Source organism: Nitrobacter hamburgensis X14 (genome assembly GCF_000013885.1).
Taxonomy (GTDB): domain Bacteria; phylum Pseudomonadota; class Alphaproteobacteria; order Rhizobiales; family Xanthobacteraceae; genus Nitrobacter; species Nitrobacter hamburgensis.
In genome coordinates this window covers 4,257,810-4,277,995 of record NC_007964.1, presented here as the reverse complement: position 1 = coordinate 4,277,995, position 20,186 = coordinate 4,257,810, and the positions used below count along the sequence as shown (strand labels likewise).

Genomic DNA, 20,186 nt, shown 5'->3' with positions numbered 1-20,186 from the left:
GCCGACCAACGCGAATGATGCCGCTCTCGCATCCTTATGCCGCGCAGCCATCGTCCGCATTTCATTCTTGAGGACGGCCGCTGTCGTCACAGCAGCTTTACCCGTGAATTCGCGGGTTGCTTTGACGGCATCATGCAGTGTTTGCAAAATGGCGTCATTTTCATCTTGACGAAATGGCGGGCAATAGTCGCCTCATGGATCGATGGCGATGATAATGTTGCTCGATCAAGAACTAACGTTGTTTAACGCGCAACATAACGTAAATTTGTTGGTCCTCTGTAGTTCACCGTTTTTGGTACCGGTGTGCACTGTTTTTAATCCCCGAGTTCACGTCGATACCGTGCACTGGGGCTCACCGTTTAGCTGCGGAATCCGCTTCGGGAGTCGATACCTGTTACTGTTGTGGCAACCGCCGCTGCGTGCACGTTTCAGCCAGCCAGCCTTAACCAGTTTATTCAACGCTATAACACACCCTCGACGACTAACGTTAAGATCAACGCACGCCGAGCTTCACCGGGCGCGGGAAACCCTCAATCGCGATCTTTCGATAAATGTTAGGTTGGTTGAAACTCACTTTTGCGATGACATCACGCGCGGACGCCTGCTTTAGTGTATCGCTTCAAGTCGGCGGCTCGAATATCATCTTGACGTCGACAAGAAACGCGCGGTCATCGTCGGTCAGTTGCATCCCATTCCAAGCTGAAATGCAGCGATTCCAGTGATGCAAAAACCAACGCGGCCTCGGGGTCAAGATTTAGTTCTTCCCCGTTAAGTGAGCGCTCAAGCAACTGAGCAAAGCGGTCGCTCATTGGCTCGCATCCAACGGCAGCGACCCGATGGCCGGCTCACGCCGTGCGATCGCCCAATTTACACTGATGTTTTAGGCAGTGGACAGCTGCGTGCAAAGATTTCGGATAGTAGCGGCACACAGTCTCCGTTGCCACTTGCCTCAAGGTCGATAGCGGCAATACTCGTCGCCGTTTTCGTCCTCAATACAGATTCTTACTCGCCGCGAAGCTCGATGTTCTTCATCATAGCCCTTGGCATACCCATCTCGCTCTGCGCTGTCCGAACTGCGATATCCCTCGTTTCGGTCGCGATCTACATCGTGGCCGCGTATTCCGTGATGCATACGTTCCATCATTCGGTCGCACATATCCATCATTCTCGCCATCGCGTCATCATCCCGGTCCATGCGACCCATCATTCTGTCCATCCTATTCTGTCCGGTACGGTCCCCGTGATCGTTATCGCGCTCCTCTGCTTTCCAACTCTCGCGGATGCGGCCATCCTCGGCACGCTCTCGCTCTTCCTTACCGGCCTGCTCCGATTGCTGAGGTGTGCGTTCCGGCTGGACGGGGACAGTCTGCGGCTGGCTCTGAGGCTGCCCCTGAGCCGGAGCCGTTTGAGACTGGCTTTGAGCCGGAGCGTTCGGCTGGTCTTGCTTCGCAAGCGAAGGACCTGCTGTAGAGGCCAGTAACAAGATCGTGGCAAGCGGAAGAACACGCATGGTCGTCTCCTGCGTTAACGGCCTCTCAGTGATTATGTTTTGCTCAGTCTAGTCGCAGCGCCTAATTCTCTTCACTGATCCATCATCTCGCTCAATGGTGATGGTCTTGCATCCACCGCGGTAACGTCTCTCCGGGTGCTCACGATAATGTCGCCGATCGTAATCGCGATCATCATCACGATACGGCCGATCGTAATCGCGATCATAGTCACGTTGGCGTGTCTCGCCGACCCCCACCCCGCCGACGCCGGGAACCTCGACCCCAACGCCTTGCGCCATCAATGGGATCGGAGCGAATACGGTCGCCGCCGCAGCCAGCGCGGCAAATGTAACAAACCACTTAATCATGTTGCTCTCCAAAGCCGTCGAACCGCTACAAACGAGCGAGACCACGAAATGTTCCCGACGGAAAGCTCTTGTCCCTTGCGAATCTGATACTCAACCTGCGGAGAGGACGACGCCACGCGCGAGGTCGATCTCAGCGCGCGATTACCCGCGGCGCGACCGTTGCGTCCCCGCTGTTGATGATATTGCCCGAAGCTATCTCATCAAACCTACAGCGGATGAGGTCAGCAATCGGCTAAGACCGTCAATCGATGACCTGGCACAATCGCTGCGACCCGCGGTACCGTGACGGCGATACGACTTGGTATTTTGGCAGCGTGCGGCGTGCGTTGTCTTTTTTAAGCGTGATTGTTCCGCGCTGGAAGAAACGCCAGAGCGAAGCGATGCCGCAGGTCTCGCAACTCGGCGAGCGTGATTCACCGCGTCCAAAATCCATCGTGAATGTGCTTCGATGTGCTGCGATTTGCGGTCACGGCCCCAACGTTTAAACGATGTCGCCAACTTGTTTGAGGCAAGCACGATGTTTTTCCCGTGATCCTCGCACGGCGGTGACCATTCGGCTCTCAAAGTCAAGAAGAACCGCGCCGGCCAGCACCGCTGGAGCGCCGAAGGCGAGAAACGCGCGGGATGGTAACGTAACCCACTTGGTTCGATGCCTTCTGCAACCGCGTCGAAGTCATGCTCACTCGGATCGACCAAGCGGCATCAGACAACGGGGCTCGTTGTTGCGAGCCTCGGCTCGACAGCCCGCGACCGGAACTCGAAACCTAACGCCGGCGTTATGGCGCCGCGATCCGGGATGTGCTTGTGGCGCTGCCTAAACGATTAGGTTGGCGCGAGGAAGCGCAGGCCGTATGATGGTCCCGGGCGTTCGGCATAGGTTCCGCGCCGGAAAAATAGAAACGTGCGATGATGTCGGAGAAGGCTGCACCCGAACACGAGATCGCGCTTTATGACGCAATCGGGCGCGCTATCGCCAATTTGCGCGCGGCAATCGCTGAAGTTGACGCCGCTTGGGTTATAATCACGGCTGAACGGCCAGACCCTTCGGTGGAAGCTTTCGCCGCGCTCGATGCCGCTGAGCAGATCCTTGGGGTAGCGCGAGAGGATCTGGCTCGGGCCCGTACTGCGCTTACCGCCTACACGGGGGAGAGAAACGAATATTGATTGCCGCGATTTGATACGAGTGCGTAGCGGACCAGATATTCGAAAGGGCGCCCTTGGCGCAGCGATGAAAACGAGATGCGGATCGGAGTCACCCTCCATCTCCGAAAATCGCCAACAAGCCGAAGGCTACGATCAGCCAAGGAAGCTCGAACGCAAATTAAGCATCGGGATAAAATAGAGCAGCTAGTTGTCGTGCGCCGCGATTAGGGCGTCGATATCCTCTTCGGTAAGCGCGGGACGGCTCAGCAGGGCCGCAGCGACGCGCTGGATCGCAGACCAGTTTTCCTGGACCAGATCGGCAGTCTTTTGGGTCGTATGGCTGAATAGGCGGCCGAACTCCTCTGTCTCGGGACCGTCCAACTCGACGTAGCTGCCCGGCACCGCCGGCTTGCCGTGCTGCCGCAAAACCAGCATCGCCAGGAGGCTGGTCGCGTTGGCGCGATCCACGCGCCAGCCACCGTCGCACGCGCGATTCTGGGCCGCGAGGGACATAGGACGATAGTGATGCTGGGCCTGCGGGCCGGCCAGCGCGACAATGGCGTACTTCTCCGGCGCCTCAAGGTCGTCCGGGGCGAGATGCGTCGCGCTGGACGTCGTCACTACGGCGCCGGCGCCGTCGAGTGCATCGAGGGTCGCGTAGCTTACCGGGATGTCCAGCACGCGCGCGATCACGGCGTGTCCGGCCTCGTGATGCGCGATGGTCTCTTTCTTCCCCACGACGACAAGCTCCGATAACATGCTGACCAAAGCGGCCGACCTGGCGCTCGAACGCCGGATCGGACTGACCTGACCTCGGAGGTTACCCGATGGCCAAGCGGAAGAAAGGTAGCAAGACGGTGCCGAAGGGCAAGGCGCCGCTCGGGGAGTTGGCCTTGCCCTACGAGGTCCCGGTGGGAAGCTTCATCTCGCCGGCGGATGTCGGGCGCTTCCGGCCCAGGCAGCAGCTTCAGCATGACTCATACCCGATCGATCGGGAGATAGCGCACATGACGGGCGCCAGTCCGCCGGACGCGGAGTCGCCGAGCAAGATGGCAATGCCGCCGGTAACAACCACGAGCGAGCAGTCTCAAGCTTCCATCAAGGCCGGGTCAAGTCTCAGGCTTCCACTTGGGCCAATTCCTCGATCGATCCGCAGATCGAAAAGAAGCGCGCCGCTAAAGCACTTGCGGGCTATATGGATCGCTCAATGACGGTATGCGGTCGAATCCTCGCCCATGCTGAGAATGATTCCGGGGCATACGATGCCACTCCGGTTGAGCGAAATTCTCAGCGCGCTGCGCAGCCTTGATGATGACGATCCGCCACCACGCGGCGGAGCGGCGAAAGCAGCGCTTCTCCTCCAAGACGGTGACGTTATTGGCCTTGAGCTGTTCATCAACGAACGACGATTGATCTGGCAAGTCCTTGCATTTCTGATTAGAACATCTAGTGGATCGCGTCTGACATTTGAATCCCGGAGGGGATTCCCATCTGACTGGATGCATGCGAGTCTGGCGCATGCGAACCGGGATTTCCATCACTCTCAAGCCGGCTGATCGCCGCCGTCTGAAGGCTCTCGCGCGGGATCGCAACGCCCCACACAAGCATGTCTGGCGAGCTGAGATCGTCCTGTTGAGCGCGGACGGTTTTGGTACCAATGAGATCATGCGCCGGACCGGCACATCGAAGACCTGTGTGTGGCGCTGGCAGGAACGCTTCATGCAGGCGGGTTACGACGGCCTCCTACACGACAAGACACGCCCCTCGCGTATCCGTCCGCTGGGATCGAAGATCACCGAACGCGTCGTGGCGCTCACCCAGACCGAGCCGCCAGCAGAGGCGACCCACTGGACCTCCGCCATGATGGCGAAGGTCGTCGATATCAGCGCGAGCTCCGTCCAACGCATCTGGCGTGCGCACGGCCTTCAACCGCACAGGGTGAAACAGTTCAAGCTCTCCACCGACCCGCAATTTGTCGACAAGCTGCGCGATATTGTCGGTCTCTATGTCGATCCACCAGCCCATGCCATCGTCCTCTCAGTCGATGAGAAGAGCCAAATCCAGGCGCTCGACCGCACCCAGCCCGGTCTGCCGATCAAGCCGGGCCGTGCCGGAACGATGACCCACGACTACAAACGCCACGGTACGACCACGCTGTTCGCTGCTCTCAACGTCCTCGACGGTACCGTCATCGGCCGCAACATGCAGCGCCACCGGCACCAGGAGTTCATCCGCTTCCTCAATGCCATTGAAGCGCAGGTACCAGTCCAAAAGTCGATCCACGCCATCGTCGACAACTACGCTACCCACAAGCATCCGAAGGTGCGCCAATGGCTGACACGGCATCCCCGCTGGACCTTCCACTTCACGCCCACATCGGCATCCTGGCTCAACGCCATCGAGGGTTTCTTCGCCAAGCTGACGAAGCGACGGCTGAAACGCGGCATCTTCCGATCGGTCGTCGACCTGCAGGCTGCAATCAATCGCTTCGTCGTCGAACACAACGCAGAATCAAAACCCTTCACATGGACCGCTGATCCCAACGAAATTATCCGAGCTGTCAGACGCGGGCACCAAGCGTTAGATTCCATCCACTAGCGGCAACCTGTTGCCCCTCGTGCTATTGGCTGGAACTGATAGTGCCTTCACATGACGGACTTTAGGCAACGCCCAAAGCTGCTGCGTTATCTCCCGCACATCGGCAACTATATTCCTTGCAAACACGCGCAACCGGCAGATGCAGCATAGCTGTGAGGGGATTGACCCCGTCAACGGCCATTGTAGGTTAAAGCCATCTAAAGTGCGGGCGATCCAGGACCCGTCGAACTCCTTCTGAGAGCAAAAATGACCCTGGCGCTTGCCGTGCGCTACGACCGCACCACCATCATTTTGCACTGGTTGACGGCCGTTCTGGTCGCCGGTTTGTGGTTCGTCGGTCAAACCGCTGATTACCTGCCGGAGGATTCGCTTATCCAGAATATCGTTTGGTCAAGCCACGTCACCACCGGCTTTACCTTGGCCACCATCCTGATCTTCCGCATTTTCTGGCGATCCACGTCAGGAGTCGGCCTTCCTGCGGCAGATAGCGGCGCGCTGCACGCTCTAGCGAAGGCAACGCACTATCTTTTGTACGGCCTGCTCGTCATCACGATTTCTCTCGGGATCGCGAACGCTTTCATCCGAGGCTACGACCTGTTTCACCTTTTCAAGCTGCCCCAACTCGGCGTGAAGGATTGGAAGAAACCCGTCACCCACTGGCACGAACTTGCCGCCAATTCAGTGTTGATCGTCGCGGGATTTCATGCGGCTGCCGCGCTGGTCCATCACTACGTTTGGCGCGACAATCTTATTTCAAGGATGGCTTTGCGTGCGCGTTGAGGTTTCGTGCTTCAGCCAGCTTCCCCAGCACGCCCTCGAACTTCTCATCGCAGTCGTCGCAGCCGAGATCACGCGCGGCTTGCTCGAACTTCTCAGCTTGAGAGGTCGCTTTCTTTGGCGCCTGCCATAAACCAAGAGGTCGAATCAGACGTGCCGTTGCTTCGTCTCCGCCCAGGCGGGGAGACAATCCCTCACGCAAGAGCCCGCTCACGCGTTGACGTTAAAAGGTGACGCGCTGACAGAGACGGCGCTCAAATGAGAAATGGCGCTGACCTTTCTACACGATCGGCCATTCCACGCGGACAATAGAGGCGTTTGTTGATTTGCTGCGAGCAGGGCCGCGTGACCATTGTTGCGGACATTTGTTCAGTGCCGAGGTGGCGGACAAATTCACAGTTCAACACGGATACGCTGCCCGAGGCTTTGGCTGAGTTCCAGATCGGGTACGTACATATCGCCGAATTGGGCGCGAAAACGATCGAGCCAGACATCAACGGTTTCTGGGAGCGCTGCCATCGGCGGCTTGTCTCGGATCATCTCATAGCCCATGGTGAGACGGTAATTCCATCTGATGGGCAAGGATAGAGTGGAGCGGCAAAACTGACCGTAGGCGCCGCGTCCAGAAAAATGGAGCGGTAACTTACCGCCGAAACACTGCCGGCTAGGTGTGGTGTCTCAGTTTGAATTTTCACTATCGCCCGAATCCGCCAGCCCACGCGGCGCAGCTGCTCACCTAACCTGTCGCTCGAATGCATGAATGATAGGATGGTCACGCGCGGCCCGCCGAAAACGGAAATTGCACGGCGACCCCAATGATAGCCCAAATATCCGGTCGAAGTGCGGTTTATCGCGGTGCCAGCCGATGCCGACGCCGGTGTCGTACTCTACTCGGTACAAAGGATCTGGGCGATCTTGGTGCCCGGGCCGCCGAATCCTTCGACGCGTTCGATCAGCGGCGTGAGCCATGGCGGGATTGGATCGGCTTCCTGCAGACGGTAGCGCTGCGACACGTCCGATCAAAAACCGTTCGGTCGCTGGCGAAATGAATTCGTCGGCCTAACGCAGCCCCTCCGGAGCCCGAGACGGATTAGCAAATAGCACAAGCTGCTCGGCCAAGCCGGCGGTCCTATCAGATCAAGAGGCTGATTTCATATAGGGCGAAAGTAGCCCGGACGGAAGGCCATCGCTTCGAAGGAACACTTGTGTGGGCTCGTGATTGACGTGCGAACAATTGGAGACAACCCATGGCAGACTACCCGAAACCGCCATACCCGGCCCAGCGGCAGCCGATGCCCGGTTCGACCGCGAAGATGGACCCGCGCCCTGACCATGGTGAAACCAGCTACAAGGGGTCTGGGAAGCTCAAGGGAAAGAAAGCGGCGATCACCGGCGGCGACAGCGGTATTGGCCGGGCAGTGGCGATTGCCTACGCGCGCGAGGGGGCGGATATCCTGATCGCCTATCTCGACGAGCATGACGATGCGCACGAGGTCAAGGCGCTGATCGAACAGGAGGGCCGCAAGGCCGTGCTGGTCGCGGGCGACTTGCGCAACCCTGAGCACTGCCGCTCCGTCATCAAGCAGGCAGTCGAGGCATTGGGGGCGTCGATATCCTGGTCAACAACGCAGCCCATCAGGCCACCTTCAAGGACATCGATGACATCAGCGATGAGGAATGGCAGTTGACGTTTGAGGTAAACATCCACGCGATGTTCTACCTCACCAAGGCCGCTGTCCCTCACATGAAGCCAAGCAGCGTGGTCATCAACACGGCGTCGGTCAATTCCGATATGCCAAATCCGATTCTGCTGGCTTACGCGACGACAAAGGGCGCTATCCAGAACTTCACCGGCGGACTGGCTCGCGCCAAACGCTCTGGCGCCAGGCCCGATCTGGACGCCATTAATTCCTTCGACAATGCCCGAGGATGCGGTCAGGAATTTCGGCAAGCAGGTGCTTTGCAGCGTGCCGGTCAGCCGGCTGAATTGGCTACGGCCTATGTGATGTTGGCCGATCCGGCATCGAGCTACACATCCGGCACCACCGTTGCCGTCACCGGCGGCAAGCCATTCATCTAAGCCAAGCACGCGCCTCGGGCAGAACGGTCTCCAAAACCTGTCGCCCCCCTGAAGGGCATTATGTTCAATGCAGTCGCGGGAATGAACTCATCAGTCCCATTCCGGGGCGGCGCGTCCGCCATTAAGGATCTCCATGGTTGTAGGGATAACAGCTTCGCGGATATTAGTCCCCCTTCTCCGTATCTGGGCGGACGCTATGCGGGCGCTTGGCTCGACGCTTTCACCAGCTTCGGGTTGCCGAAAGTGCCGACCGTCGACGAATAGGGAGTTTTGAGTGCCGGTTTCGAGGTAGCACGACTGATTAAGCGTATCGGGGTTGAAGATACCCTTCGCAAATGACCGTTTGGCAAGTTGGTCCAGCAATTGAGGAACTGCATGCACCGCAAGTATTTATCATGCGATCTTGCACTTCTGCCAAGCGCTTAGCTCTTTTGCCGGCCGTCTGGATCAAAAAGGACTCTCTCAATGCAATCCGATGTGCTCATTGTCGGCGGTGGACCCGCCGGCCAAGCCAGGAAGGCCAACGTGGTAAATATGATGGCCGCTCGTCAGGGAGTTTAGAGGTCGGAGTAGTCACGAGACGATCGCAGGCACCCTGATCTTCGACTGACATAACGCTGCGGCTGTTTCTAATTCCTTGCCAGTTGTACTTCAGGGCGTGGCGAGCCGGTACTCAACTTGAACCAGTTCGAATATCGCTGCGCAGTGGCAGGCGGCCGCGAACAGCAACAATGTGAAATCTCGGTGGAAGGGAACACCTGCCGCACGGAGCAGCCAAGTTTGCAGTCCCGGGTCGGAGCGGGTGGTCAGCGGAACGAGCTCCCATCGGCTTCACTCCAGAGTACGAGCGCTGGGAACGAATATCACAGTTCAGAATTGGTCTCCAGAATCCGTGAAGGGAATAGTATGATAGATTTCCCGCAGAGCGAAGAAGGCACCCGCAAGGTCCTGAACCGCGCCGCCGTTGTGGCCGTCATACTGGTGGTTGCTGCTTGGTTCGCCTTTTCTTGGTTCCAGGGCAGCAAAGAGCATTTAGCAACACCTTCCACCGGCTTAGACGCCCCAGCAACTGGCAATGCCGTTCCGGCGCAGAGCCAATCCACGAGCATCGCCGCCAAGCAAAATCTCGGGGGCGGGGAAGCCGCGAAGAAAAATCCCGTTGCCCCGGAAGTGGTGAAGCAAAATGCGGGAGGCGAGGAAGTGGCGAAGCAAAATCCTGCGGGCGGGGAGGCCGCGAAGCAAAATCCCGGAATTGAGGAACATGCATCCGGTGGCCCCAGCGCTATCAAAACCTCTAAGCCGATCAACATAGATGACGCGCAACGTGCGACGCTGCGCGCGATTTTTGCCAGTGGCCATCCGCCAACGGTCGAGCGCCCAAACTTCGAGTTGATGATAGGCGCCTCAGTGGCAGAACAGACTCCGCTGGCGGATCTACCGCCTGAAGTGTTCAAAGCATTGAATGGATTTTCGGGAGATAAGTATGTTATTGCCGGTGACGAACTCGTCATCGTGGATCAGCATTCCCGGCGCGTCGCTGCCATCATCGGCGGCGTCAAATGATAGAGATTCCTTATTTGGGCCGCTCATCATTCCGTTCTACCGGGGAGCGGCGGGGGCTCGATACCCTACGCATTGCCGACAGGTCAGTCGCCTCGTCACGTGAGGGGAGCACTCTCAACGACCTCTCACTCCTGCAACTTTCGTCGCCAGTCCCTGTCGCAAACTCAATCCGGCTGGCGGTTGATCGAGAATCGGGCGATGCTGCTGCTCGATGTTGGATTTGTGCAGACTGATCTTTGGAATGGTGATCGACCTGCTGCGGTCACGAGTTGCGCTTGAGGCAGAAATTCTGATCTTGCGGCAGCAAATCAATGTGTTGCGGCGAACCCGTCCCAAAAGACCTCCCTTCATCTCGATTGACCGACTGAGTTTAGGAGGTGTCTGCCCGACTGTCTCCCAAGATGTATGATGCACTGGCAATCGTCCGACCGGACACCCGTGATGTGGGCCTTCATGCCAAAGTACCACTGGTTGCCCTTCTTCGATGAGCGCATCTCGGGGGCGCGCTTCTGTGCCTTGTTCTTCGTCGATGGCGATGCCGCGATCAGCGTCGCGTCGATGATGGTGCCACCACGCAGCAGAGCACCGCGAGTCTCCAGAAACTCTGCAATCGCGACGAATATCTCCTTCGTCAACTCGTGACGCTCCAGCAGATGCCGGAAGCTCAAGATGGTCGTCTCATCGGGAATTGTGTCGCGTCCGAGCTCCAGACCCGCGAACGTGCGCATCGAGCAAATATCGTAAAGGACTTCTTCCGCGCCGGGATCAGAGAGGTTGTACCACTGCTGCAAGCAATAAATCCGTAGCATCACGGCCAATGGAATGGTCGCCGACCGCCACTTGGACCAGCCTTGGGATAATGCGGCTCGATCAAAGCTTCGAGCGCGACCAAGGCACCACGGCTGCCATCTCAGCTGCCAAAAACACATCTCCTTCGTGCGCTTCTTCTTGGTCGCAGAATCGAGCGACGCGAAACTTAGCTGGTCCATCCTGTCCGTCGTCAGGTAATTTGAGACTGATCAGGCATTTCGAGAAGCGAGGCTCTGGCTCATCAGGGGTTAGAGTTTAAGCTGCCTGCAGTCGGTGCTGCAAGCGACGGTTTGCGATGGTAGCAAGCTTGATGCGGTGTCGTTCGGCGAGGATCGTTTCGGCTCTGCCGAAGTAAACATCAGCCGGCGCGAGGTTTTTGATGCTCTCATGATAGCGAACGTGATTGTAGTGCTCGACGAAGGCGCCGATTTGTCGTTCGAGATCGCCGGGTAGATAATAGTTTTCGAGCAGAATGCGGTTCTTCAGGGCCGCGCACGTGCTGCATGCCCTTGTCTTCGAGCCAATCGACCAGATCGCCTGCTTGCAGGTCAACGACGGATCGGAACACGCCTCGCTTGAGGCGACGGCGCGTGAGCTTAGCGAAGAAGCCTTCAACCGCATTGAGCCAGGATGCGGAGGTCGGGGGTGAAGTGGAATGTCCGGCGGGGGTGCCGGGCCAGCCATTGGTGGACCCTCGGATGCTTGTGGGTCGCATAGTTGTCGACGATGGCGTGGATTACTTTCCCTGCCGGACCTGCTCCTCGATCGTGTTGAGGAAGCGAATGAACTCCTGGTGGCGATGGCGCTGCATGTTGCGGCCGTTCTTATGCGCCCTTAGTTTTCCAAGGGCTTGACCATACCGGACCTTCCTTACATTCGAGGCGAAATCGATCGCATGCGCCGCCGGATCAACCGGCAACGTAATGACATCAAGAATCTCGAGCGGGCGGGCATCCCCACGAAGTCTGCGGAAGGCTACTGGAGCGGATGTTGGACAACAGAACCCTCCACCCTCCAGATTCAATAATTTTTGGGTAATCGTCGGATGCTTACAACAAGGTCATTCATCGGCGCGAGCCGTGGCCAAGCTTTCGAGGCCGTTGACGTCGCGATGTTGACTGGGCTCATTGGTTCAACAATCGCCGCCTGCTGAAGCCCGATTAGCAACATCCCGCCGGCCGGAGCCGAGGAGCGCTATTACGCCGTGATCGAAGAGCTGGCCATGGCTTGTAGGCCGCGGCTGCTCTGGCGTGGGTTCTCTCAGCGCGGCTCCGGTGTCGGCGGCCGTGCGAGCCACAGTGCGAACCGCATCCCGTCACAATGTCGGTGCAGCATTCAAATTCGCTGTTCACATGAAATCGGATAGACCCTTCTAATGCGGACGCACAAAAGGGTAGTATTCATCGACAGCCTTGCTGCGGGCTGGATCCGACCAGCTCCAATTACTTTCGGCCTCAGAGCCCATCCGGAGAGTTCTTGAATCGGATGAATCACATGTGATTCAAGAGAGGCGGTCTGATTCTGGAAGGGATCGCCGATGTGGACGACGGAAAATCGCGGGCGCTACAACCGAAGCAAGCTTCGCTACCCCAGCGATCTGACGGATGAGGAATGGAAGCTCGTCGAGCCCTTGATCCCGCCGGGCAAGCGCGGCGGCGGTAAGCGCACGGTTATCATGCGCGAGGTCGTCAACGGGCTGATGTATATTTTGAGCACGGGTTGCCAATGGAGCGCGATTCCGAAGGACCTTCCGCCGAAAAGCACGGTGTACGATTATTTCGACCTGTGGAGTTGGGATGGCACGCTCAATCGTGTGCATGAGGTTCTCTACGTGGAGTGCCGGGAACGGGCCTCGCGCGAGGCCAGCCCCACCGCCGCGATCATCGACAGCCAGAGCGTTAAAAGCGCTGAAAAAGGGGGTCCTACGATCCGCCTGGCTATGATGCCGGCAAGAGTGCGCCCTCGAAGGCGCGCATCATCTATGGAGGAAGGTTCCATCCGGAGAGTTGTCGATTGATCCGGAAGCTGACGAGCGGCGCGGCCGGGCAACTGGCCTCGTCGAAGCCTCGTGACAAAGGCCGCCTTGGGCGGCCGAGCGATCCAACGGGCCGTAACGTGAGTGAAGTTCGAGCAGGCCTCGAAAGAGTCGATGCAGACGCCGACCCGCCTTTTGCTCGGGGAAGGCCGCGCAGACAGGGAAGCAATCGACAAACGCACCTGTCTGGTCTGCCGGGGTATTGGACACAGCACGTTGGAATGGTGATGCGGGTAATCGAGGGAGACCCATCCGGGTCGGAGGTCGCGGCTTCAACACCGCTTCGGAGCGGTGGACCGGACGGGTGTCGGACAGGGTCGTATGACCGTCGAAGCCGGGTAACGCCGGCAGAGGAAAGGACCCTGACTTCTGGTGCGCTTTCGAAGTTGGCGAAGTGGGGGTGATTGGCGATGAGCCTCGAAACACCCGATAAGATCAGGAGCCTTCAGAGAAAGCTGTACCGCAAGGCGAAGGCTGAGCCTGCTTTCCGCTTTTACATTCTCTACGACAAAATCTGTCGTGAGGACGTCCTTCTGCGTGCCTATACGCTTGCCCGCGCCAATGCGGGTGCGCCAGGCGTGGACGGGATGACCTTCGGACAGATCGAGGGGGCGGGTGTAGACGCGTGGCTGGCGGGCTTGCGCGAGGACCTCGTCTCGAAGACCTACCAGCCTGATCCAGTGCGGCGGGTGATGATCCCAAAGCCTGGCGGCGGCGAACGTCCGCTCGGCATCCCGACGATCCGGGACCGGGTGGTTCAGGCCGCAGCCAAGATCGTGCTGGAGCCAATCTTCGAGGCGGGCTTCGAGGACGGTGCCTACGGCTATCGGCCGCGTCGGAGCGCGATCGATGCCGTCAAGGAAACGCACCGGCTGCTATGCCGGGGCTACACCGACGTAGTCGATGCCGACTTGTCGAAGTATTTCGACACGATCCCGCATGCGGACCTCCTCCGATCGGTGGCCCGCCGCGTCCTCGACCGGAATGTGCTGCGGCTGATCAAGCTGTGGCTGCAAGTGCCGGTCGAGGAACGGGATGGCGACGGGAAACGGCACATGAGCGGCGGCAAGAGCAGCACTCGCGGCACCCCCCAGGGTGGGGTCGTCAGTCCGTTGCTCTCCGTCATCTACATGAACCGATTCCTGAAGCATTGGCGGTTGACAGGGCGCGGCGAGGTGTTCCACGCACATGTCATCTCCTATGCCGACGACTTCGTCATCCTCAGCCGCGGACACGCGGAAGAGGCTCTGACCTGGACGAGGGCGGTGATGACGAAACTCGGGCTGACACTCAACGAGGCGAAAACCTCGGTGAAGAATGCCCGGCGTGAAGGCTTCGACTTCCTTGGCTACACACTGGGACCGCGCCACCTTCCCAATGGAGGTCGCTGGTACTTGGGGGCGAGCCCGTCCAAGAAGAGCATGCAGCGGGTCAAGGTGAAGATTGGCGAACTGCTGGTGCCCGGCAACAAGGGCGCTTGGGACGAAGTGCGAGCACGGTTGAACCGCGTTCTGCGCGGTTGGTCGGCCTACTTCTCCTACGGCGCCCTCGCGTCGGCATACGAGGCCGTCGATCAGCATGTCTATGACCGAACGCGGCACTTCCTCCGTCAACGACACAAAGTGCAGGGGCGTGGAGCGGACCAGTTCTCCCGAGAACATGTCTATGGGGAATTGGCCGTCCGATGCCTTCGACGCGAGCGCAGTCGGTCGTCGCCGTGGGCCTTGCGGTGAAGCCAGTCGGAAAGCCGGATGCGGGAAATCCGCACGTCCGGTTTGATGAGCGGGGACGGGAAACGGGGCAATGCCACCGCGCCCGTCCTCGACTCTACAGATCAAAGGCAAGAAACGTCACATCCTCGTCGATACGCAAGGCTTGCTGATGCACGCCGTCGTGCATGCCGCCGATCTGCAGGATCGCGATGGCGGGGCCCTTGTCATGGCGACCCTGTTCGGTCTGTATCCGTTCCTGTTGAAGCTCTATGCCGATGGCGGTTATCAGGGCCCGATATTCCGGCGCGCCATGAAGAAGATCATGTCGCGAGTGAACATAGAGATCGTCAAGCGCTCCGATACGGCGAAGAAGTTCGTCGTGTTGCCGAAGCGATGGATCGTCGAGCGCACATTCGCGTGGCTGGGACGATGCCGTAGGCTCGCCAGGGATTGGGAGAATTTCAATCAGAAAGCGCTCGCGTTCCTGCGTCTCGGCGACTAGCGTCGCAAACGTTCCAGCACGAGAACGCTACGCACCTCAGATTGTCCAACCGACGTCCAGCGGTATCGTTCCGGAGACTTGGACGGGGCCGAGAAAGACAATTAACCGACCGCGGTTCAGCGAACCGAGGACAGCTGGCGGCTTTTCTGTGCCTTTGCTACAGAGCCGCAGTTGCCTTCAGGATCGTCTTCGGCATGGGCTGAGAGGACGCGGCAGGACGCCGACGAGCTGGAACCTGGGCCCGTAGACCCTTTGCTGAAAAAGTCACGCGGGCGGAAACTTAATTCAACCAAAGATGTTGGCTGCATCGGTGCTCGGTCAACATGGAGGCTTTTGATGTGCGATTACAGCTTCTGCAGCACGTTACGTCCCGTCCCGCCGCCGCCGACCATGGCGGTCCGCTCGAGTGACGCTCACGACAATGCCGGCCGATATTCCACGACGTTTCAACAGGTCTCGCAACTCGGCGACCGTGATATCCGGCTTCGCTGTCACCGCGTCCAAAAACCCTGAGCGTTGATCTTGCCGCGCTCAAGCTTAAGCAACTTTTGCGGGCCTGGCCTAACAGTCCGCGGTCGGAACTCAAGGGTAACGCCGGCGTTTACAAGGTGTTTGGGGCGATGACTTTCGATCCGGAGACACCATGCGCGCAGAAGCGAGCCGTGATCAAGCGCCACCAGCCAATCCACGAATTATGTCTGTTGAGTTAGGACGGACTAGAATTTGGATCAAAGAACTACCCTATAGTCTCGTTCTGCTACTAACGATAATCGGCGTTGCCTATACGAGCATCTTGAAACAACCGATTGTCCTCTATTGGGAGATTCTGGCGGTGGTGATTGGAGCCATCTGTATCCGTACCGGATGGCAGAGCACAGACGACAAAGACACGCGATGGCGGTTGGTTAAGACGCAGGTACTGCATTGGTGCGCATTTTTGCTCGTGATGAACATGATACTGTTGCCAAGCGTGCAGAGGATCCTGAATGCCAATGTGACTGGGCTTGCCATTTTCACGTTGCTGGCACTTGGCACGTTTACCGCTGGCATCCATGTCGGCGCGCGCGCGCTCTTGGAAGGTCTGCCTTCTCGGACTCGTCATGGCCCTGAGCATTCCGGCGATTGCCTGGATTGAGAATTCGGCATTGATTGTGGTTCTAGTTGTGTCCCTGGCGCTTGGAGTTAGCGCCGTGCTTTGGTGGCATTGGCATAGAAAGAAGCCATCCCGGATTGACATAGCGTTTCATCAAGACAAGCAAGCGGCCCCGCTTACACTCGATCATGAAAATGCCGATCCCGCAGCCACTTGTCCATAACATGCCGATAGAAGGCCGATTGAACTGCCCAGGTCTGTGAGGCCCCATCAATTTCCTGAGAAGGCGGAGCCGATTATTACGAACAGATTCTGCGAGCTTTTGGACTATGCTGCCACAACCATGAGCGAGCGAAAGTTCTCACCGCGCAAGGCGATGCGTGCCACCTTGAGGGAGCTGGCAAGTGATCGCAAGCAGCGCTGCGTTCGCTGATCACGCTAATGGCGCTGACCTTTTCACCGACCGGCGGGATCGTAGCGGCACCGACGACCTCGTTGCCAGAAAAGATCGGCGGCAGCCGCAACTGGGCTCGGGATATTTGGAGGAGGCCAGCGCCTATTCTCATGCGTGTGAATGAGGGGATACCTGAGGCGCCTCCTGCCTGTCCGTTGAGGTAGTCCGAGCCGGCTTCAACGACGCTTCTTTGTCCCATCACTCGTTGTAATGATGGCTACGACGTCGGCGGCCATCGTTTCGAGCAATGCGACCTCATTGTCTTCCAGGGTGCGGGGTTTCGAGTCGAGAATGCACAACGCTCCGATTATCAGACCGTCGGTTGCGCGTAGCGGCGAACCGGCGTAGAAGCGGACGTTCCATTGAGCGATCGTCTGGTTATCGGCAAAGCGCGGGTCGCGCTCGATGTCCGAAACGACTAGCGTCCCGTCGTTGGCTATTACGTAGTTGGAGATCGAGCGGTCGCGGTCCATCGGCAGCAGCGTGCCTGCATTATCGGTGATGGCGTCTGGCAATTTGCCACTTTGTCCGACAAAGTATTCGCGACCCTTACCGATAGTGGTGATCACGGCAACGCTGGCATTGAATACGTCGGCCGCACGCTTGGCGAGGGCATCCAGAACTTCACGTTTGTCACCCTCCAAGACCCCGGTCGCTTTTAGCGCGTCGACACGCTCTGCGTCGTTGTCAGGCACGGTGGCGTTTTGGGCTGTCCTGGCTTCTTCGGGGGCGATGATGCGGTGAATACGACGAACCGCCTCCTCAACCGAAGTCACGACAGTATCGGCTTTGAGCGCTGAAAGGGATTCGTCGGTCAGCAGTTCCGGCGGCGCGTTCCATAGCGCTAGGACGATGCGCAGATTTGGCCATCGTCTCCGCAGACGCCGGCAGGCGTGGCGAGCGGGGACAGCTGGATGCGGCGTAAGGTAGCTAAGGCAGACAATGTTCGCGCCCTTCAGGTCGAGCTTGGCCAGATAGTCGGCATTGACGCCAGCAGCCGATTGGGAAGCCGCGGCGACCCCTTCGGAAGCGAGCGCATGGGCGAGCATCTCGCCGGCGAAGGCATCAATCTCCCATTTTCCTCCGATGCATAGGACCCTGGGCCTTGCCTCCGGACTCTGGGAGGAGGGGTATTGATCGTTCAGGTCGTCGAGCAGTGTATCCATCCCGCTTGCCAGATGCAGGCGGTGCTCGGCGCTTGCGTCCTGGAGATAGTCGTCGCTTGCCAGCCGAAGGACTTCAATGCCGATTGCGTCGTAGAATGATATGATCGAAGACTTTTCGATCTCGGTGCTTGCGATCTCAAAAGCCTCGTCGGCATCATTTGCAATCAGCCGCTGATAGATGCGGGTCGGAATATCCAGTGCAGGTGTCGAGCCGAGCATGGTATCGAGGAAGCGCAGCTGCGGCAGATTGCGCCCGAGAACCAGCAAACAGACCGTAAGGGGGGTGGAGAGGATGAGCCCCAGGGGCCCCCAGAGCACTGTCCATAGTGTCGCCGCGGCGATCAGCGATATGGCCGACAGGCCTGTACTGGAACCATAAAGCAACGGCTCGACAATATTGCTGCTTATCAACTCGAGCATGACGATCAGCGCAACGGACCAGAGCAGCATGCTCCATCCGCTGTCGACAGCAAACGCGAGTGTGATTGGAAAAATCGCAGCAATCAGCGGGCCGATGTAGGGGACGAAGCGCATGATCGCGCCCACAGCGCCCCACAGCAGGGCGCCTGGTACAGCGATGATCCAGAGGCCGGTAGCCAGCAGGACGCCATAACTGATGTTTACAAGCAACTGCATCAGAAGGTATCTGCTAATACGCGCGCCAGCCTCCTGAATCGCATCGGTCGAGCGATGGAAGTTCCCTCCCAATAGGCGCAGAAACCGATCGCGAAGGTCGGCGAAATCAAGCAGCGCCAGAAAGACGAAGATCAAGATGATGCCGGAGGTGGCTAGAGGCTCCGCTGATCGCATAAGCCAGGCAAATGCCTGCTCGAACGGCGTTTGCGGTTCGGGGACGATTTCCACTCGCTGTGGGAGGGAGCCTTCCGCAGGTCTGTTGTCTTTTAACTCGACCTCTTTCTGGACGCGTTCAAAGATTTTCAGGACGCGGTCGAACAAGCCCGGCGCTTTGAGGTTTTGGCGCAGATCCGCCAATTTTGTCAGTACCGTCGATTGATACGCTGGCAATTCAACCGCGATCGAACGGACTTGTGTGCCTAGGATGGTCCCTAGTCCAACCAGAGTGCAAACGACCGTCACCATGACGAGGCTCGTCGCGAGCAGTCTCGGCAGGCCGAGCCGGGCGAGCCATGTGACCGGCGGGTTCAGAGCGAACGTGATCAGGAACGCGATCGCGAGCGGTATGAGTATTTGGCGGCCGTAATACAGGCCGCCAAGCAGGACCCCGCCCGACACTAGGGCGGCCGCAACTTTCACGATGTCCAATTCGCGAGGCGGGACCGAAGCCCCAAGGGATCGGCCTGATGATAGACGCCCGGGGCCTGTCGGCGCGTTAGGCATTTTGTTCCGCCTCACACGAAACGCGGAGCTCACGTTTCCTGCGGCGCCCGTTCGCGCGTCGTGTTGCGAAACGGCTTCCACATATCCATCACCGCTAGGCGAATGCCGCGGCTCTTCTTCGGGCCGAGCCAGTTGTAGAACTGCGCCATGCTCGCCTCCGAGCGATCCTTCCCGCCGAACCAGCCGCCGGCGGATCAAATTGCTCCGGACCCGCACCTACAATTAACGCGTCCGCTCTCTGCGCGAAATCGTTCGGATGAAAAACGTGCGGCATAGCGACTCAAATTGTTCTACGCCTGCCGGCGACGAACCCGTACACGAGCAATACAATGACGGCACCGACGATCGCGCCGACCAGACCGGCACCCTCGCCGATGCGGTACCATCCGAGCGACTGCCCGAGATAGGTTGCGACGAAGGCCCCCACAATGCCTAAGATCGTGGTGAGGATGAATCCCGAGGGCTCGTTGTCGCCAGGCATGACGAACTTGGCAATGACCCCCGCTATAAAGCCAATGATGATCGTCCATATCACACTCATCTTGGGCTTCTCCCGTTCCTAGAAGGTTAGGCATTCCGATCCGGCAGACGGCCGCCCGGCGTATACTTGTCCACGGCCGTCGGAAGCTCACGCGAAAGCCGCGCAATCAGTTCGTCCTGCGAAAGGCCGGTCTGCTGCTCCAACGCAGCCAAGATATCCGGCCCAATCGATTGCTTGAGCTGCGGCGGCGAGATGTCCTTATTGGGGCCGTCATTGACCCAGGATTGGGCGGCATCCCCTTGGCCATTCTGCTTGAAGCGTTCGAGCAGCTCTCCGAGACCGTCGTTGAGAAGACCGCCCACGCCGGCGCCGCCGATCATGCCCGATAGGTTGCCGAGAAGGCCACCGGACCCGGCTTGCCGCTGTCCACCCGTAGGGTTGCCGGATCCGGTTCCGCTGAGCATTTCCGCCAGCTTGTCCCTGTTCTGATAGCCCGCAATTGCAAGCAGTCCGAGCAGAGCAGTCAGCGATGGCATTCCTCGGTTCATGGCTTCC

At 58.7% G+C, this 20,186-nt stretch carries 19 protein-coding genes and 7 pseudogenes; 13 read left to right on the top strand and 13 right to left on the bottom strand.

Annotated features, from left to right (window positions below):
• Positions 1–493: 493 nt before the first annotated feature.
• From NHAM_RS29410 to NHAM_RS26990, 4 genes are all read right to left on the bottom strand, one after another.
• The gene (locus NHAM_RS29410) at positions 494–583 is read right to left on the bottom strand and encodes an AlpA family phage regulatory protein (protein WP_081435041.1); all 90 of its coding nucleotides are present in this window, start codon (positions 581–583) and stop codon (positions 494–496) included.
• A gap of 85 nt (positions 584–668) precedes the next feature.
• Positions 669–809: a hypothetical protein gene (locus tag NHAM_RS27000; protein ID WP_157043704.1), complete on the bottom strand. Its 141-nt coding sequence runs from the start codon at positions 807–809 to the stop codon at positions 669–671.
• A gap of 140 nt (positions 810–949) precedes the next feature.
• The gene (locus NHAM_RS26995) at positions 950–1,510 is read right to left on the bottom strand and encodes a hypothetical protein (protein ID WP_157043703.1); all 561 of its coding nucleotides are present in this window, start codon (positions 1,508–1,510) and stop codon (positions 950–952) included.
• 48 nt (positions 1,511–1,558) lie between these two features.
• Positions 1,559–1,903, bottom strand: coding sequence for a hypothetical protein (locus NHAM_RS26990; protein WP_011512223.1), 345 nt, complete (start codon positions 1,901–1,903; stop codon positions 1,559–1,561).
• Between the two features lie 203 nt (positions 1,904–2,106).
• On the opposite strand from NHAM_RS26990, the gene NHAM_RS19980 reads away from it, so the two are divergent.
• Together NHAM_RS19980 and NHAM_RS19975 are read left to right on the top strand one after the other, a co-directional pair.
• Positions 2,107–2,343 (top strand): hypothetical protein, encoded by a 237-nt coding sequence (locus tag NHAM_RS19980; protein ID WP_041358453.1) that lies wholly within the window; start codon positions 2,107–2,109, stop codon positions 2,341–2,343.
• 421 nt (positions 2,344–2,764) lie between these two features.
• Complete coding sequence (locus tag NHAM_RS19975) at positions 2,765–3,022, top strand: hypothetical protein (protein WP_041358451.1); 258 nt, start codon at positions 2,765–2,767, stop codon at positions 3,020–3,022.
• A 183-nt stretch (positions 3,023–3,205) separates the two neighbouring features.
• On the opposite strand, the gene NHAM_RS19970 is transcribed toward NHAM_RS19975, so the two are convergent.
• Positions 3,206–3,739, bottom strand: a complete 534-nt coding sequence (locus NHAM_RS19970) for a hypothetical protein (RefSeq protein ID WP_011512221.1) — start codon at positions 3,737–3,739, stop codon at positions 3,206–3,208.
• Between the two features lie 497 nt (positions 3,740–4,236).
• Here NHAM_RS19970 and NHAM_RS27695 point away from each other — a divergent pair, with 497 nt between their 5' ends.
• From NHAM_RS27695 to NHAM_RS29105, 4 genes are all read left to right on the top strand, one after another.
• Entirely contained in the window at positions 4,237–4,557 is a 321-nt protein-coding gene (locus NHAM_RS27695) for a hypothetical protein (RefSeq protein ID WP_081435040.1), read from the top strand.
• Positions 4,520–5,599: an IS630 family transposase gene (locus NHAM_RS19960; protein WP_081435039.1), complete on the top strand. Its 1,080-nt coding sequence runs from the start codon at positions 4,520–4,522 to the stop codon at positions 5,597–5,599. Before NHAM_RS27695 ends, NHAM_RS19960 begins: the two co-directional genes overlap by 38 nt.
• A 246-nt stretch (positions 5,600–5,845) precedes the next feature.
• Complete coding sequence (locus NHAM_RS19955; protein WP_011512218.1) at positions 5,846–6,379, top strand: cytochrome b; 534 nt, start codon at positions 5,846–5,848, stop codon at positions 6,377–6,379.
• 342 nt (positions 6,380–6,721) lie between these two features.
• Complete coding sequence (locus NHAM_RS29105) at positions 6,722–6,964, top strand: DUF488 domain-containing protein (RefSeq protein WP_347336423.1); 243 nt, start codon at positions 6,722–6,724, stop codon at positions 6,962–6,964.
• Between the two features lie 299 nt (positions 6,965–7,263).
• Here the strand turns inward: NHAM_RS29105 and NHAM_RS28950 are convergent, their stop codons facing one another.
• A complete protein-coding gene (locus tag NHAM_RS28950; RefSeq protein WP_283805356.1) occupies positions 7,264–7,389 on the bottom strand; it encodes a hypothetical protein in 126 nt (41 codons plus the stop codon).
• 234 nt (positions 7,390–7,623) lie between these two features.
• On the opposite strand from NHAM_RS28950, the pseudogene NHAM_RS29405 reads away from it, so the two are divergent.
• A pseudogene (locus tag NHAM_RS29405) lies at positions 7,624–8,456 on the top strand (SDR family oxidoreductase).
• Positions 8,457–9,362: 906 nt separating this feature from the next.
• A complete protein-coding gene (locus NHAM_RS24195; RefSeq protein WP_049769389.1) occupies positions 9,363–10,019 on the top strand; it encodes a DUF1236 domain-containing protein in 657 nt (218 codons plus the stop codon).
• Positions 10,020–10,459: 440 nt separating this feature from the next.
• On the opposite strand, the pseudogene NHAM_RS19935 reads toward NHAM_RS24195, so the two are convergent.
• The 3 genes and pseudogenes from NHAM_RS19935 to NHAM_RS29395 form a co-directional block, all read right to left on the bottom strand.
• Positions 10,460–10,931, bottom strand: a pseudogene (locus tag NHAM_RS19935) (IS5 family transposase); the annotation flags it as partial.
• 153 nt (positions 10,932–11,084) lie between these two features.
• A pseudogene (locus tag NHAM_RS29400) lies at positions 11,085–11,370 on the bottom strand (IS3 family transposase); the annotation flags it as partial.
• A 195-nt stretch (positions 11,371–11,565) separates the two neighbouring features.
• Positions 11,566–11,748 (bottom strand): hypothetical protein, encoded by a 183-nt coding sequence (locus NHAM_RS29395; RefSeq protein ID WP_049769388.1) that lies wholly within the window; start codon positions 11,746–11,748, stop codon positions 11,566–11,568.
• Positions 11,749–11,885: 137 nt separating this feature from the next.
• Here NHAM_RS29395 and NHAM_RS28465 point away from each other — a divergent pair.
• From NHAM_RS28465 to NHAM_RS19905, 5 genes and pseudogenes are all read left to right on the top strand, one after another.
• A pseudogene (locus NHAM_RS28465) lies at positions 11,886–12,057 on the top strand (IS3 family transposase); the annotation flags it as partial.
• Between the two features lie 309 nt (positions 12,058–12,366).
• A pseudogene (locus NHAM_RS19920) lies at positions 12,367–12,809 on the top strand (IS5 family transposase); the annotation flags it as partial.
• Positions 12,810–13,274: 465 nt separating this feature from the next.
• Positions 13,275–14,597, top strand: coding sequence for a group II intron reverse transcriptase/maturase (gene ltrA / locus NHAM_RS19915; protein ID WP_011512213.1), 1,323 nt, complete (start codon positions 13,275–13,277; stop codon positions 14,595–14,597).
• Positions 14,598–14,694: 97 nt separating this feature from the next.
• Positions 14,695–15,078, top strand: a pseudogene (locus tag NHAM_RS19910) (transposase); the annotation flags it as partial.
• A 643-nt stretch (positions 15,079–15,721) separates the two neighbouring features.
• Entirely contained in the window at positions 15,722–16,213 is a 492-nt protein-coding gene (locus tag NHAM_RS19905; protein WP_245269954.1) for a hypothetical protein, read from the top strand.
• Between the two features lie 588 nt (positions 16,214–16,801).
• Here the strand turns inward: NHAM_RS19905 and NHAM_RS19900 are convergent.
• The 4 genes and pseudogenes from NHAM_RS19900 to NHAM_RS19890 form a co-directional block, all read right to left on the bottom strand.
• Entirely contained in the window at positions 16,802–19,066 is a 2,265-nt protein-coding gene (locus tag NHAM_RS19900; protein ID WP_198136967.1) for an AI-2E family transporter, read from the bottom strand.
• A gap of 113 nt (positions 19,067–19,179) precedes the next feature.
• Positions 19,180–19,311 (bottom strand): annotated as a pseudogene (locus tag NHAM_RS26975) (transposase); the annotation flags it as partial.
• A gap of 119 nt (positions 19,312–19,430) precedes the next feature.
• Positions 19,431–19,691: a GlsB/YeaQ/YmgE family stress response membrane protein gene (locus NHAM_RS19895; protein ID WP_011512211.1), complete on the bottom strand. Its 261-nt coding sequence runs from the start codon at positions 19,689–19,691 to the stop codon at positions 19,431–19,433.
• A gap of 26 nt (positions 19,692–19,717) precedes the next feature.
• Entirely contained in the window at positions 19,718–20,179 is a 462-nt protein-coding gene (locus tag NHAM_RS19890; RefSeq protein ID WP_011512210.1) for a YidB family protein, read from the bottom strand.
• Positions 20,180–20,186: the final 7 nt, after the last annotated feature.

Bases quoted from the DNA above. Each gene is read 5' to 3' on its own strand.
- NHAM_RS27000 (WP_157043704.1), bottom strand. From the start codon at position 809: ATGAGCGACCGCTTTGCTCAGTTGCTTGAGCGCTCACTTAACGGGGAA.
- NHAM_RS26995 (WP_157043703.1), bottom strand. From the start codon at position 1,510: ATGCGTGTTCTTCCGCTTGCCACGATCTTGTTACTGGCCTCTACAGCA.
- NHAM_RS19980 (WP_041358453.1), top strand. From the start codon at position 2,107: ATGACCTGGCACAATCGCTGCGACCCGCGGTACCGTGACGGCGATACG.
- NHAM_RS19975 (WP_041358451.1), top strand. From the start codon at position 2,765: ATGATGTCGGAGAAGGCTGCACCCGAACACGAGATCGCGCTTTATGAC.
- NHAM_RS27695 (WP_081435040.1), top strand. From the start codon at position 4,237: ATGCTGAGAATGATTCCGGGGCATACGATGCCACTCCGGTTGAGCGAA.
- NHAM_RS19960 (WP_081435039.1), top strand. From the start codon at position 4,520: ATGCGAACCGGGATTTCCATCACTCTCAAGCCGGCTGATCGCCGCCGT.
- NHAM_RS19955 (WP_011512218.1), top strand. From the start codon at position 5,846: ATGACCCTGGCGCTTGCCGTGCGCTACGACCGCACCACCATCATTTTG.
- NHAM_RS24195 (WP_049769389.1), top strand. From the start codon at position 9,363: ATGATAGATTTCCCGCAGAGCGAAGAAGGCACCCGCAAGGTCCTGAAC.
- ltrA (WP_011512213.1), top strand. From the start codon at position 13,275: ATGAGCCTCGAAACACCCGATAAGATCAGGAGCCTTCAGAGAAAGCTG.
- NHAM_RS19905 (WP_245269954.1), top strand. From the start codon at position 15,722: ATGCGCGCAGAAGCGAGCCGTGATCAAGCGCCACCAGCCAATCCACGA.
- NHAM_RS19895 (WP_011512211.1), bottom strand. From the start codon at position 19,691: ATGAGTGTGATATGGACGATCATCATTGGCTTTATAGCGGGGGTCATT.
- NHAM_RS19890 (WP_011512210.1), bottom strand. From the start codon at position 20,179: ATGAACCGAGGAATGCCATCGCTGACTGCTCTGCTCGGACTGCTTGCA.